At 63.0% G+C, this 12,463-nt stretch carries 27 protein-coding genes; all 27 read left to right on the top strand.

All coding sequences use genetic code 11. The features are described 5' to 3' along the window. Nucleotides 1-9 precede the first annotated feature (9 nt). Nucleotides 10-201 carry a hypothetical protein gene (locus tag NT26_RS06825; RefSeq protein ID WP_052638039.1) on the top strand — a complete coding sequence of 64 codons (192 nt, stop codon included), beginning with the start codon at nucleotides 10-12 and terminating at the stop codon, nucleotides 199-201. A 47-nt stretch (nucleotides 202-248) separates the two neighbouring features. Continuing rightward, nucleotides 249-377 carry a hypothetical protein gene (locus tag NT26_RS23275; RefSeq protein ID WP_280136227.1) on the top strand — a complete coding sequence of 43 codons (129 nt, stop codon included), beginning with the start codon at nucleotides 249-251 and terminating at the stop codon, nucleotides 375-377. 161 nt (nucleotides 378-538) lie between these two features. Then, entirely contained in the window at nucleotides 539-697 is a 159-nt protein-coding gene (locus NT26_RS22710) for a hypothetical protein (RefSeq protein WP_156157135.1), read from the top strand. Next, on the top strand, nucleotides 697-843 hold the full coding sequence (locus tag NT26_RS22705) for a hypothetical protein (protein WP_156157134.1): 147 nt from the start codon (nucleotides 697-699) through the stop codon (nucleotides 841-843). The genes NT26_RS22710 and NT26_RS22705 overlap by 1 nt, the downstream gene beginning before the upstream one ends. Continuing rightward, complete coding sequence (locus NT26_RS06815; RefSeq protein WP_052638037.1) at nucleotides 836-1,093, top strand: hypothetical protein; 258 nt, start codon at nucleotides 836-838, stop codon at nucleotides 1,091-1,093. The genes NT26_RS22705 and NT26_RS06815 overlap by 8 nt, the downstream gene beginning before the upstream one ends. A 1-nt stretch (nucleotide 1,094) precedes the next feature. Then, nucleotides 1,095-1,907 (top strand): hypothetical protein, encoded by an 813-nt coding sequence (locus tag NT26_RS06810; RefSeq protein WP_052638036.1) that lies wholly within the window; start codon nucleotides 1,095-1,097, stop codon nucleotides 1,905-1,907. Further along, a complete protein-coding gene (locus NT26_RS06805) occupies nucleotides 1,904-2,200 on the top strand; it encodes a hypothetical protein (protein WP_052638035.1) in 297 nt (98 codons plus the stop codon). Before NT26_RS06810 ends, NT26_RS06805 begins: the two co-directional genes overlap by 4 nt. Nucleotides 2,201-2,256: 56 nt before the next feature. Beyond that, the gene (locus tag NT26_RS22700) at nucleotides 2,257-2,403 is read left to right on the top strand and encodes a hypothetical protein (RefSeq protein ID WP_156157133.1); all 147 of its coding nucleotides are present in this window, start codon (nucleotides 2,257-2,259) and stop codon (nucleotides 2,401-2,403) included. Between the two features lie 47 nt (nucleotides 2,404-2,450). Beyond that, nucleotides 2,451-3,359, top strand: coding sequence for a hypothetical protein (locus NT26_RS06800; protein WP_052638034.1), 909 nt, complete (start codon nucleotides 2,451-2,453; stop codon nucleotides 3,357-3,359). 169 nt (nucleotides 3,360-3,528) lie between these two features. After that, nucleotides 3,529-3,927, top strand: a complete 399-nt coding sequence (locus NT26_RS06795) for a hypothetical protein (RefSeq protein ID WP_052638033.1) — start codon at nucleotides 3,529-3,531, stop codon at nucleotides 3,925-3,927. Nucleotides 3,928-3,965: 38 nt separating this feature from the next. Further along, the gene (locus NT26_RS06790) at nucleotides 3,966-4,331 is read left to right on the top strand and encodes a hypothetical protein (RefSeq protein ID WP_052638032.1); all 366 of its coding nucleotides are present in this window, start codon (nucleotides 3,966-3,968) and stop codon (nucleotides 4,329-4,331) included. Nucleotides 4,332-4,334: 3 nt separating this feature from the next. Continuing rightward, on the top strand, nucleotides 4,335-4,742 hold the full coding sequence (locus NT26_RS06785) for a hypothetical protein (protein ID WP_052638031.1): 408 nt from the start codon (nucleotides 4,335-4,337) through the stop codon (nucleotides 4,740-4,742). Beyond that, entirely contained in the window at nucleotides 4,718-5,749 is a 1,032-nt protein-coding gene (locus tag NT26_RS06780; RefSeq protein ID WP_052638030.1) for an AAA family ATPase, read from the top strand. The genes NT26_RS06785 and NT26_RS06780 overlap by 25 nt, the downstream gene beginning before the upstream one ends. Further along, nucleotides 5,742-6,089 (top strand): hypothetical protein, encoded by a 348-nt coding sequence (locus tag NT26_RS06775; RefSeq protein ID WP_052638029.1) that lies wholly within the window; start codon nucleotides 5,742-5,744, stop codon nucleotides 6,087-6,089. The genes NT26_RS06780 and NT26_RS06775 overlap by 8 nt, the downstream gene beginning before the upstream one ends. Then, a complete protein-coding gene (locus tag NT26_RS06770) occupies nucleotides 6,086-6,475 on the top strand; it encodes a hypothetical protein (RefSeq protein WP_152338589.1) in 390 nt (129 codons plus the stop codon). Before NT26_RS06775 ends, NT26_RS06770 begins: the two co-directional genes overlap by 4 nt. After that, a complete protein-coding gene (locus tag NT26_RS06765; protein WP_052638027.1) occupies nucleotides 6,472-6,807 on the top strand; it encodes a hypothetical protein in 336 nt (111 codons plus the stop codon). The genes NT26_RS06770 and NT26_RS06765 overlap by 4 nt, the downstream gene beginning before the upstream one ends. A 46-nt stretch (nucleotides 6,808-6,853) precedes the next feature. Further along, nucleotides 6,854-8,026, top strand: a complete 1,173-nt coding sequence (locus NT26_RS06760; RefSeq protein WP_052638026.1) for a vWA domain-containing protein — start codon at nucleotides 6,854-6,856, stop codon at nucleotides 8,024-8,026. Nucleotides 8,027-8,057: 31 nt separating this feature from the next. Further along, nucleotides 8,058-8,276 (top strand): hypothetical protein, encoded by a 219-nt coding sequence (locus NT26_RS06755; protein ID WP_052638025.1) that lies wholly within the window; start codon nucleotides 8,058-8,060, stop codon nucleotides 8,274-8,276. A 1-nt stretch (nucleotide 8,277) separates the two neighbouring features. Next, nucleotides 8,278-8,514: a hypothetical protein gene (locus tag NT26_RS06750; protein WP_052638024.1), complete on the top strand. Its 237-nt coding sequence runs from the start codon at nucleotides 8,278-8,280 to the stop codon at nucleotides 8,512-8,514. Between the two features lies 1 nt (nucleotide 8,515). Further along, complete coding sequence (locus NT26_RS06745) at nucleotides 8,516-8,833, top strand: hypothetical protein (RefSeq protein WP_052638023.1); 318 nt, start codon at nucleotides 8,516-8,518, stop codon at nucleotides 8,831-8,833. 35 nt (nucleotides 8,834-8,868) lie between these two features. Further along, nucleotides 8,869-9,348: a hypothetical protein gene (locus NT26_RS06740; protein WP_052638022.1), complete on the top strand. Its 480-nt coding sequence runs from the start codon at nucleotides 8,869-8,871 to the stop codon at nucleotides 9,346-9,348. Continuing rightward, nucleotides 9,348-9,650: a hypothetical protein gene (locus NT26_RS06735; RefSeq protein ID WP_052638021.1), complete on the top strand. Its 303-nt coding sequence runs from the start codon at nucleotides 9,348-9,350 to the stop codon at nucleotides 9,648-9,650. The genes NT26_RS06740 and NT26_RS06735 overlap by 1 nt, the downstream gene beginning before the upstream one ends. Beyond that, a complete protein-coding gene (locus NT26_RS06730; RefSeq protein ID WP_052638020.1) occupies nucleotides 9,643-9,903 on the top strand; it encodes a hypothetical protein in 261 nt (86 codons plus the stop codon). The genes NT26_RS06735 and NT26_RS06730 overlap by 8 nt, the downstream gene beginning before the upstream one ends. Before the next feature lie 42 nt (nucleotides 9,904-9,945). Then, nucleotides 9,946-10,659, top strand: a complete 714-nt coding sequence (locus NT26_RS06725; RefSeq protein WP_052638019.1) for a hypothetical protein — start codon at nucleotides 9,946-9,948, stop codon at nucleotides 10,657-10,659. Beyond that, a complete protein-coding gene (locus NT26_RS06720) occupies nucleotides 10,659-10,838 on the top strand; it encodes a hypothetical protein (RefSeq protein ID WP_052638018.1) in 180 nt (59 codons plus the stop codon). The genes NT26_RS06725 and NT26_RS06720 overlap by 1 nt, the downstream gene beginning before the upstream one ends. Before the next feature lie 9 nt (nucleotides 10,839-10,847). After that, nucleotides 10,848-11,183 carry a hypothetical protein gene (locus tag NT26_RS06715; protein ID WP_052638017.1) on the top strand — a complete coding sequence of 112 codons (336 nt, stop codon included), beginning with the start codon at nucleotides 10,848-10,850 and terminating at the stop codon, nucleotides 11,181-11,183. Nucleotides 11,184-11,259: 76 nt separating this feature from the next. Beyond that, nucleotides 11,260-12,426, top strand: a complete 1,167-nt coding sequence (gene dnaN, locus NT26_RS06710; protein WP_052638016.1) for a DNA polymerase III subunit beta — start codon at nucleotides 11,260-11,262, stop codon at nucleotides 12,424-12,426. Nucleotides 12,427-12,463: the final 37 nt, after the last annotated feature.

Raw genomic sequence — 12,463 nt, 5'->3', positions numbered from 1 at the left:
GAGATCCCCGTGAAAAAGCCCATCCCCTACACCTACGTGGTCGCGCGCCGTCGCCGCCGCACCGGCAATCGCTGGTGCTTGGCGGTGATGCTGCCCGGCGGCCTTGCCTCGACGCTGGACACATTCGCCAGCCGCAAGCGCGCCATCTCGACCGCAAAGCTGCTCGCCTATGGCGGCGGCCATGTCGAGGTGCGCCCGTGAAGCCGCGCCGCCGCACCATCCGCGTCGAGCCCATCGTGAGGCCGCGCATGTCCGACCTGCTTGACTCCGGCTTCGTCTGGAGCGTCGCAATCGTCGCGCTCATCCTCGCCATGTGGGTGGCCGCCTATCGTTGGGCGGAATATCTGCGCGTCCTCGAAGCCGCCGCGCGGGTCTAGCCGTAATCCACCGCCCCGATCCACCTCGCACGGAGATCCGCCATGCGCGGGGAACCTAAAGCCCCGCACCAATACCACCGGCTGGACCTATAGCGCGATCCGTTCCAGCCCTCGCACCCGGACGCGCAACCCCTTCCCGCAATCATGCACAAGGAGAGACCATGACCACGCCCTCGAAATCAGACCGCGACGACTTCGCCGCTTTCTGCCGCAACGCGACCACCGCGCAGCTTTCCGAGATCATCCGCCGCGAAACCATTGCCGGACGCGACGAGTACGCCGCGGTTGCCCGCGAGGAACTCAACCGGAGGATGGGCTGATGGCCGTCACTGTCACCGTCACCGTCCGCAACGACAACCCGGACACGATCTGGAACAAGCTGGCCGCACGCCTTGGCCGCGAGCCCACCAGCGCTGAAGCTCGCGACGAGGTATTCCGCATCCTCAGGGAGGCACGCAATGGCTGACCTCATGCGCCCGATCGTCAACCTCAACGGCACCAGCCGCGACGCCCTCGTGGAGGCGCGCATTGCCGTCCGGCAGGATCTTCGCTCCGTCATGACCTCGCTCGGCGAGACGGCACCCAATGGCCGCGACTACATCGGCGAGCCTGACGCATACCAGCGCGACCTGGCCGTCTATCGCAGCCGCTTCGCCATCATCGACGCCCTCTACAACCAGCTCGGCGACGAAGCCCTCGCAATTCAGGGAGACTGACATGAACGCCGCACGCGCAGCACTCACCCGCGCCGTCAACCGCGCCATTGCGGGAGGTGCCCCCGTCTACGTCAACCAGCCTGCCCTCGCGCTTGTGCCCGAGATGGGCGACGTCGAGGACGAGCAGACCGAGTTTTCCTTCGACGGACTGTCCGACCGCGCCAAGGAAAAGGCGCGCGACGACTATCGCGCCACGGGCATCGACTACGACTGGTGGGACTCGATCTATGAAGACGCCGACACCATCGCCGCCATGATGGGCATCCAGATCAAGCGCAAGCACCACACGCTTGCCAGCGGTGCCATCATCAGCGGTCCGCAGATCTGGTTCTCCGGCTTTTCCTGCCAAGGGGATGGCGCGTGCTTCGAGGGCAACTGGTACCCGGTCAAGGATCCTATCGGCTCCCTGACCGCCGTCATGGAGCACGCCCCGCTCGACACGAAATTGCACGAGATCGCGCTGGACCTGGCCGACTTCTCCGAGCGATGCCTGGGGCTCATCCCGGATCTATCCGTGCACGTCGAGCACTCCGGCAGCTACTACCACTCAGGCTGCACTCGCATCGAGGTCTATCGCGACGACGATGACCGCGACTTTAGCGGACTGCAGGCCATGGTATGGAGAGCTATGCTCGTAAAGCACCGCCTCCTCCGCCTTGAGTTTGAATCCGAGGTCAAGGCCACCCTCCGCGCCTTCATGGACTGGATCTATGAGCAGCTCCGGCAGGAGGACGAATACCTCATGTCCAATGAGGCGGTCGACGAAGCCCTCGCCGACTACACCTTCGACGAGGAAGGGGAGATCGTCGGATGAACCCGGACCGCCTCCGCCACCTGTTTGGCAATATCACCCCGGACAACCTCGCTCCTGACGCCTACATCGACTGGACCGTCTACGACTCCAAGCCCAAGGGCATGCGCCGTTGGTGGCGGCTTTCCTACGACGTCCAGCACCGGACTTTCTACGCCACGCTCTATCGCGCGGACGATAACGAGGCGTCCTTCGACCACGAGGTTCCGCTTCCGCACAAGCTGGTAGACTTCCTCGTATCCCTCCTCCCGCCGGAGGAGATCGCAAGGGCAACCCGCGCCTCGCTTGTTGCCTGACTTCTCCCCACGCATCCGTGCGTGTAGGATCGCCCTCGCATCCAGAAGGAAACCCTATGAAGCTGAGACCCCTGATCCTGTTCATCGCGCTTGCGGAATGTGTCGCAGCTCTCGCGCTTCGCCGCATGGGACTCGAGTACGTCGACCTCCTCATCGGCGCGGCCATCACCGTCCTGATTGCGGAGCTGCTACGCCCCGCCTGACTCTACCGACTTCACCCCGCCAATCATGGCACCCAACGGAGACTGACATGAACGCTATGACTCCCATTGCACCCGCCGCCACCGCTTCCCTGTCCACCCGGGCAATGCTGGTGAGCCTGTCCATCTCGCAATGGTCCGGCCGCCGCCTCGACCGCGAGATCACCGACGAGGTGAACCAGCAGCACAACGCCGCGGCCGACGCCGGACGCTACAATAAGCTGCTCCTGCCCAAGGAAGCGCTCGAGCCGATCGTCAAGATCGTCAGCGCCACGCGCACCGACTTCCTCACGCGCACCCTGCCGTGGATGGACAACGGCAGCCGCATCATGGCAGCCGAGGCCTACCTCGCCCACATGGGCTGGATCCGCCAGCAGAAGGTGAAGTTCGATGACGCGGTCAACGACTTCCTCGCCAAGTATCCGGGCTATGTGAATGATGCTCGAGTCCGCCTCAATGGCATGTTCAAGGACGAGGATTACCCGGACGTCGACACGCTGCGCGCCAAGTTCTCGCTCGACTGCAAGGTGATGCCGGTCCCCTCCTCCTCCGACTTCCGCGTCGACATGAGCGAGGCGCAAGCATCCATCATCCGCGCCGACATCGAGGAGCAGCTGACCAAGGCGACCACCGCCGCCGTGCAGGACGTCTACAAGCGCGTCGCCGACGTCGCCGGCCGCATGGTCGAACGGCTGAATGCCTACAAGCCCGCCAAGGGCAAGGGCGACAAGGCCGAGGGCATCTTCCGGGACTCGCTGGTCGAGAACGTCCGCGACCTGATCAAGATCCTGCCCGCCCTCAACATCACCGGCGACCCGAAGCTCGCCGCCATGGCCGAGCAGCTGAAACCGCTGGCCGAATACGATGCGTCCGTCCTTCGCGAAGACGAGGGCAAGCGCCGCGACGTGGCCGCCGAGGCACAGTCGATCCTCGACACCGTCTCCGGCTTCCTCGCCTGATCCCAATCCTGCCTGGCCCGCACTGCCGGGCAGGGTTTCACCCTGAGGACCAACAGCGAACGGAGGTCGACATGAAGTAATCCCTTATTCCGCCGCACACACGAGGGGGGCGCTCATCATCCAGGTGGCGTCCCCTTTCTCTCGCAATCATGCACCACAGGAGAACGACATGCCCTCCCCCTCCATCGTGACACTCAGTTGCGGATGTTTTTTCCGTGGTCGCGAGTTCGTCCAAGACCCCAAGTGTGACGAGCACCCCATCCTTGGCGATGAAGATGACGAGGATGAGTGGTCCTGCGAAAACTGTGGCGAGACTGCCATGGACGGAGGCGACCGCTGCATCACTTGCGGGTGCGAGATAGTCGAGACTGCTTGCTGCGACGCTTGCGGCCGCACGTTCGCGCTCGATGAGCTAGACGCCAAGCCGACCATCAACAGCCGGCTACGCCGCACTAGGCAGCGAGAGGGCCAGCTGATGATGCTCTATCGTGCAGCTGCTCGCGGCTACGATTTCGATAGGCTGGAATGCCGCCAGTGCTACGGCCCCGGCTACCTCGCCATCCCCTAAACTTTCACCCCAGCAATCATGCACGACAGGAGAATGAAATGGGCAAGCTGACACAGCCGCCTCCTCCGCAAACTCGAATGCTCATCATCCCGGTGCTCGGCGCAACCGAGGAACGGCTCGTCACCATCGCCGGCAAGTCCTCCAATTACGAGGCGCTGAAGCGCGCGATGGCCGGAGTTTTCGACGAGCCTTTCGAGCATGTGGCCGTGCTCTTTGAGGGCAACCGTAGGGATATGTTCGTCGGCGAGACGTCGAGCATCAACGGTCGACACATCCGCAACATCAGGGGCACCGCGATCTACCGCAACAATGCGCTGACCCGCGAGCCCGGGCTTGATCCTGAGTCCATCCCGGCCATCTCCGGCCCGGTCGTTCTCTTCCCTGACCGCATCGTCTGGACGTGACCCATGAAGGGCGCGCTCTACGGTCCCTACGCCCGGCAGATCACCGGCACCAAGCTGAAGTTCTGGTTCGCCTTTGACGAGGAAGAGACCGGCCTCACCCACCGCTACGAGGTGCACGTCGACACTTTCGAGAAGCGGGTCAAGGCACGTCACCGTCCGGTCTATCCCGGTCGGGTGCCCACCCACTCCAGCAACTTCAACGACTACCTGATACCGTCCAATTTCGACGAATATCCGAACCTCGCTTTTCCCCGCTTCCCCCGGGACAAGCTCGCTCTTGCAGCGCAGACGTTGCTTTCCCCTGCCGACTTCGCCGACCTCACAAGGGTGCGGCTACTCGGCCAGCTACCAACCCCGCCACGCATGGCACACCAAGGAGACAAGACATGCACATCGGCACAGCTGTTCTGAACCTTCAGGATTATCTCGACGGCAACACACCGGCTTTCCTGTGGGGACCGCCCGGCATCGGCAAGTCCCAGGCCACGGCGCAGATTACCAAGGAACGCAAGTGGGGACTGGTTGACTTCCGCGCATCCACCCGTGACTCGGTCGCCCTCATGGGTCTGCCGGATCTGCACGGCGACACTACTAAGTGGAAGGTGCCGGACGAGTTCCCGCAGGTGGAGCGCGATGGCGAGGAAGGCATCCTCTTCCTCGACGAGTTGAACGCCGCGCCTCCCTCGATGATGGCCGCCATGTTCGGCCTGGTTCTCGATCGCAAGGTTGGCGACTATACCCTGCCGCCTGGCTGGCGTGTGGTGGCAGCCGGTAACCGCCAGTCGGACCGTGCCGCAGCACAGCGCATGCCGACGGCGCTCGCCAACCGCTTCGCTCACATCGATGTGGATCCGGACCTCAGCCCGAACCACGACAACGTCCACCTCATGCACTTCAGCAAGAAGGGCGTCGACCCGATCGGCATCGCCTTCCTGCGCTTCCGTCCGGAGCTGATCCACAAGATGCCGGACACGCCAGACCAGCGCGCCTTCCCGACGCCCCGGGCATGGGAGGAGGCATTCAAGTACATCAAGCCGAGCGAGCAGGCAGACAAGGAGAGGAAGACCAGCCGCCGCTATTCTCTGGTCAGCGGAATCGTCGGCGATGGTGCAGCGGCAGAGTTCGAGGGCTTCGTCCGTGTCTATCAGGGGCTGCCGTCGCTCGACCTGGTGCTCGCCAACCCGAACAGCGCACCGCTGCCGGAGGATGTCTCGGCCCGCTTCGCCATCGCCGCAGGTCTGGCACGCAAGGTCGACCAGCGGACGCTGGCCAATGCCGACGCCTACATGAAGCGGCTGCCGGCGCGCGACTTCCGCATCATGTTCATGGTCGATGCGGTGCGCCGTGACCCGGGCCTGTCCCACACGCAGGCCTTCATCAACTGGTCTGCCGAAAATCAGGACGTGATCATTGGCTGAGGAACGGGAGACAGCCGCGTCGATCGTGTGGCTGCTCGGTCCCATCAAGGTGAAGGCGAAAGACGACAAGATCGTCTTCACCTTCGCCGGCCGCACGACGGGAGGTGAGGTTCGCAAGTTGAGCCTCATCTACCACGCCCATACGAGACTGTTCGGCGCCTCCAACGGGGCGGCGCCGAACGAGGGCCAATGGAGAAAGCTCCAGCAGCCCGGCGATCTCTTCGGGCTTGGCCGTGAGGTCAACGGCAGCGGCAAGCTGAGGGACTTGCTCAAGTCCCAACTCACCCCGGAACAGGTGGCGCGCTGCGTCGCCCTGTCCCTCACCCACGGGAGGAAATGATGCCTATCATCCGCAAGGTGTTTGGCCCGTTCCATCCGGAGCAGACAGCCCCGCGCTCTCCATCCACCACGGATCTCCGCTGGTACTTCAACGGCATCCGCGGCGACAAGACGACTGCCCATTGGGTGCTGGTCTTCGACCCTCGCAAGCGCAAGTGGTCGGCCAGCAACATCCCCATCGGCGAGCTCGACGGAAAGCGCAACCGATCCGGTCTCGCCCAACTCGGCATCCCGCGGGAGGTGAAGAACGAGGACGTTCACCCCGACGCATGGCTCGACGACTCCCCCGTCATGGAAGGGACGATCTCCAGCATCCTGAAATCGAAACTCTCACCGGAGGACATCGCAAAGGCGATGGCCTTGGCATTAAGGATCAAAGCCTCATGACCACCGGCTTCAATGTCCGCAAGCGCGGCGAATACCGATGGGAGGTCACCGACCGCCGCAAGAAGTCGGCGCTGCAGGTGATCGACATCACCTACGACCCGAGGAAGCGTGCCTTCAGCGGCACGGCCAAGCGCCGCTACACCAAGGTCAGCCCCTGGCAGAAGGAGAAGCCGGTCACCCCCGCGCAGATCGAGCTGGCCAAGCGTGCTATCGGCCCGGAGGAGGTGGCGCGCTGCATCGCCGCATCGCTGGCTGATAGTCGCTCTTCCCTACCGGATCCGGCACCCGCGACGGCGGTCGCCTCACCTTTCGGCGACTTCCTTTACCGATAACGTGACGGCCTGCCCCATCACCCCACCCCAATCAAGGAGAACCGCAATGGCACAGCCCAAACTGTCGCCGGCCGACAAGATGCTCGCCGCGCAGACCTCGCTTCTGTGGGACCACCCATTCTTCGGCGTGCTCAATGCGCAGCTGGAGATGATCGAGGTCGAGCCCGACCACCCGCAGATCGACACGATGGCAACCGATGGCCGCCGCCTGTGGTGGAACCCGAAGTTCGTCGAGGATCTGACGGTACCCGAGGTCGTCTTCGTCCGTGCCCACGAGGTCATGCACAATGCGCTCGAGCACCACATCCGTCGCGGCCACCGCAAGCCCGGCCGCTTCAACGACGCATGCGACTACGCCATCAACGGCGAGCTCGTTGCCTGCGGCGTCGGCAAGATGCCGAAGATCGGCCTGATCGACCCGCGCTACACCGGCCTGTCTGCCGAAGAGATCTACCGTCTGCTCGACGACGAGAACGATGGCGATGACTCGAGCGAAGGACAGGGCGACAGGGGCGGCTGCGGCACCACGGTTGACGGCTGCCCGCAGAACGACGAGGCAGCCAAGGCAGAACTGCAGGCCGAGATGCAGACGAAGATCCGGCAGGCAGCCATGGTTGCCAAGGCAGCGCAAGCCGGCAAGCTCCCGGCTTCCCTCTCCCGCCTGATAGACGAGCTGCTTGCTCCCAAGGTGGACTGGCGTGCGGTGCTGCGGCGCTTCATCGACGAGTCCATGACGAGGGACTTTGCCTGGCACAAGCCTAACCGTCGGATGATTCCGCACGGCATCATCACCCCGGGCCTGATCTCGGACGGCGTCAGCCACATCGTGATTGCCGTCGACACATCCGGCTCGATCGACAACGACATCCTGAAGGACTTCGCCGCAGAGGTGAACGGTGCCTATCAGGAAGGCGCGGTCGACAAGCTGACCGTGATCTATGCCGACGCCTCCGTTGCCCGCATCGACCAGTTCGAGAACGGCGACGAGCTCACCATCAACCCCGCCGGCGGTGGAGGCACGGCCTTCTCGGATACCTTCGAGAAGATCACCGACCAGTTCCCAGACGCTCGAGCCTGCATCTACCTCACCGATATGGGAGTCTATGACTTCGGCGATGAGCCACCCATGCCGGTGCTGTGGGGTGTCTATGGCCGCTCGTCGAAGGACGTCGCCACGCTATCGCCGCCGTTCGGCGAGTGCATCAACATCAGCATCTAACCCGCCACCTATGGCAAGAAGGAGACGCAACATGGACCAGGAAGTCTGGATCACCCTCCGGTTTAAGGGTGAAGCAAGTGCCGATGCAGACAGTCGGAAGATCGCAGAGAACCTGCTCACCTCGCTCGAGAATTTCATTGAGGCTGGCGGCCAAGGCCACGGCTTCATGACCACACAACGAGGCGACGTTCTCGAGATCGAGGAGGAGGCTTCGATCTACGGCAACAATAGCGAAGCGGAGGGCGCGTGACATGCCCAAGTTCAAAGCACCCAACGGCATGCCGATCACCTGCATTCTGGAGAAGGTGCCCTGCATCGTCGGCCTCGAGTCCATATCGGAGGACGGGACGGAGGTTGAGTACGACGGCAACGGCAGCGACGTCATTTGGGACGAGCAGAAGCCGGTCAAGCGCGGCGGCAGCTTCGTCTTCCTCGACGAGGACGGCGAGGAATGGACCTTCGATCAGCTCACCAAGGTGGAGGAGTGACATGCCCTCCATCGGAGACCTCGTTCTAGCAGATGCACAGGAAAGGCTTCGGGACAGGATCAACGAGCGCTCTATGCCTCTCGGCTGGGCTATCTTCCACTGCGACGGCTCCGTAAACGCTGAGTACCAGCTCCAGAAGGACGACGAGGCGCGCATCTTTCCCGACGACGACGCTGTTTGGGACCACGTTTGCTACGAGGCGGACAAGAACCCGGGCGGCCTGGAAGCTGAGGCTTTGGACTGGCTCAAACGCAACAGTCCGGACGAGTACCGCTACATCATGGCGGCCGCCCCGCGGGGCTGCCTCCCTCTCTCGTAAAACACCAGCCAACCATGGCACGCAGGAGAACAATCATGGATGACGAACGCGAACTGATTGGCACCGAGGTATGGGTCTGCATGACCATCTACACCCCTGCCAACACCGAGGAGGAGGCAGCTCTTGCTGTCTCTACGGACTACGCGGGGTCTCTTGAGAAACCGGACACCCTCGACATGCTGGACGGCGTGGACATCCCGCTCGAAGGTGAAGACTTCATCTCCTCTGCCATCACCCTCTACGGTCTGGCCGACGATTCCGAGCTGCTGCCGACGGGATCGAAGGCAGAGCTTGAACGGCTGCGCGCGGAGAAGGCCATGGTCCTTTCCGTCATCGAGGAGATCCTCCCCGGCTGCATTGATGAAGGGCGCTGGCTCGGGCCGGACGGCGAGGAATGCGAGGAGCATGACGAGGGCGCAGACTGGTACCGGTACACTGAGGAGGAGCAGACAGCCTGGCTGGCTTCAGTCGGCAGCTCTCTTCTCGATCTGCGCACCAAGCTGGAGACTCAGTGATGCCTCTCGCGATGAAAACCACCCAACGGGGCTTCGTGGTCGCTGAGTTCGTCGATCGCTCCGGCGTGTCCTGTAGCCTGCAGGAGTCCTCACTCGCCAACGAGGCGTCTCTTTGGCTTGGCTGCGACGACGCCGACCCGAAGATCCTTCTGCCCGACCGAGGCTGGACACAGCACCCCTTCCTGCCTGGCACGGTATTCAACACGCGGATGCACCTCACGCAGGACATGGTTAAGGATCTCCTCCCATACCTGCAGCACTTCGCGGAACACGGCGATCTTCGGTTACCACCCGATGGCTGACCCAACCTTGGAGCTCGACTTGAACTATTGGAATGTCAGGAAGGACGGGCAGCTCGTTCTCAGGCCAAACGTCCGCCCCGCGGGGATCTATGTTTCATTCGACCCGCTCAAGCGGTTGTTCTTCCGGCATGAGGTTCACCCCATGAGTCGCCCGGCATCGCAAGATTACTGGACGCCGTTCTCGCCCGACCGCATCGACCCGCGCGCCGTAGCGGAGGCCACTGCCTACAGCATCATCAAGGGGCGCCCGTAAGCGCCCCCTGAAACACCCCGCACCCATGCGAAAGGAAGAGACATGACCATCGATCGTGAAACCCTCCTGAACCTTGTCCAGAAGATCGTTGCCGAGCACGAGTCTGGCTACGACGACGACACCCTGGTGCATTTTGCCGAGGTAATCCTGACCAAGCCGGAGCCCGAGCGCTTCGCCAACCGCCGCACCTACACCTACGCCCAGGTTGAAGGAGCGCTCTGCGTCTACGAGTGGATGCTGGACTCGAGGGCTACCAACAAGGACATCGACGACTGGTTTGACGGGGTCGGCAGCCCCGGCATGCGGATGATTTCCATCCAGGCTGGCGACATCTGCGACCGCGCATGGAAGCTGATGGAGGCCATGGGCTTTGACTTCATTGGCGCCTACGACTTCGAGTTCGTGCCGAGCATCTGTGCCAAGCTGGATTGGGATGCCCTCTGCAATGACAACCAATTCGATAAAGGGCGGTATGACCCGGACCTGAAACCCTTCATTGTCGCCATGATCGCTGCCGATCGGTCCCGCAACAGCGACCCCATGCGCCGCAACTTCAAAAAGGTGGGCCCCGGTCCCGACGACTACATTGCCGCATGCCGTGCCGAAGCCGAAAAGCAGTGGGGCTATGGCGACCTGGTCACGGACCATGCCGAGCGGGTGACGCAGGCCATGGAGCAGGACGAGGATCCCGCCGAGTTCGTCAAGTGGCTCGGCGAGAAGTACAACCTCACGCCCCGGTCCGATTGGGCTGCGTGATGCGTACCTACATCGTCGAGGTCAAGCTCAAGCTGACCATCCAGGCGGACAACCCCGGCCTCGCAACCACGGCAGTGGCCGATGAGTTCGTCCGCCACCTAAAGGACCACAACTCCGCCCTGTTGAAATTCGGGAAGGTTGAGGCATTCTCCTATCCGGCTGAACATTCACCGCCATAGGAGACCTCCATGCGTACCGTTGGACTTGCCCTGCTTGCCCTGTCTGCAGCCATGCCGGCTTCAGCCTATGCCGACACCGCCGACTTCGCCTTCCTCGTCCAGCAGAGGGTGACGGCGATGGAATGTCCCGGCTACCCCGCCGACCCGATCGCCATCAACGACGCCATCATGGCGGAAGGCAAGCGGCTCGGCTGGTCACGGCAGGAAACCATCCGCGAGATGGAGGGGCGCCGGCTCCACCAGGTGGCGAGGCACAAGTCCAACCCTTCCGGCTACTGCCGGCAGGCCACCGATATGGAGGCAGCCAACAAGCACCGCCTCCGAAACTTAGGGGTCCGCCCCTAAACCAAAGGCCGGGCCAAGCGCCCGGCTTTTTTTCATGACCACCCCCGCAATCATGCGACCCAAGGAGATGAGACCCATGAACGCCATTGCGAACATCGCCGCCACCGTATCGACGGCATCACTGGATTATTCGGTTTTCAAGAAGGCCGTGCTGAACGCCACCAAGGTGATCGACAAGCGCAACACGATCCCGATCCTGTCGACCATGCTGATCAAGGCGACCCGCAACGGGGCGCTGGTCACCGGCACCGACTGCGACATGATCACCACCACCTTCGTGCCTGGCAAGGTCGAGTCCGACTTCGTTGCCCTCGTCGATGCCCACAAGCTGAAGGCGGTGATGGACAAGGTGAAGGATGCGGCCGACATCAACTTCGTGCTGGACGGTGACCGCCTTGTCGCGTCGATCGGCAAGCTCAACCTCACCCTGCAGCAGACGCACCAGGAGGAGAACTTCGTCAGCGAGCTCGGCTTCAGCGCGAAGCTGAAGCAGTCGAACTGCGCCTTCGTGCTGCCGTCGGCAACGCTCGCCACCATCCTCGCCAAGATCGAGTTCGCCATCTCGACGGAGGAGACCCGCTACTACCTGAACGGCGTCTTCATGCACATCAACGAGATCCGCGACAAGCTGACCTTCGTCACCACCGACGGCCATCGTCTCGGCTGCTACGAGATGGACGTCCCCGCAGGGGCCGGCGCCATGCCGGGCAAGGGCGTCCTCATCCCCCGAAAGACGGTCGGTGAGGTGCTGCGCATGCTGAAGCGGAAGGGCTGCCCGGAGGACACGCTCATCCGGGTGACGGACAGCGCCATCTCGTTTGCGATCGGCGAGGACGAACTGCTCGAGTCCAAGCAGATCGACGGCACCTTCCCCGACTACCGCCGGGTCATGCCGACGGCGAACAAGAACCGCCCGTCCATCCACACGGCGCCCTTCATCGACGCCCTGAAGCAGGCATCGGCCGTCATGACGGAGCGCGGCAAGGCGGTGAAGCTCACCTTCCGACCCGGCCACCTCATGCTCACCTGCCGCGATCCAGAGTTCGGGACCGCGTCAACGGAGATCCCCGTCTCCTGCGACTTCGAGCTCGAGGTAGGATTCAATGCCGGTTACCTGCTCGACATCCTCGGGCAGATGGACGGCGGCACAATGATGGAGCTCGAGGATGCCGGCTCACCCGGGGTCATCAAGGACGGCGCGCTCGAGGGCATCACCTATGTGCTGATGCCGATGAGGGTGTGACCATGAACCCGGACCGTCACTTCTGGATGGGATTGCT

This window comes from Pseudorhizobium banfieldiae (assembly GCF_000967425.1).
Classification (GTDB): Bacteria; Pseudomonadota; Alphaproteobacteria; order Rhizobiales; family Rhizobiaceae; genus Neorhizobium; species Neorhizobium banfieldiae.
This window is presented reverse-complemented; position numbering and strand designations above follow the sequence as displayed.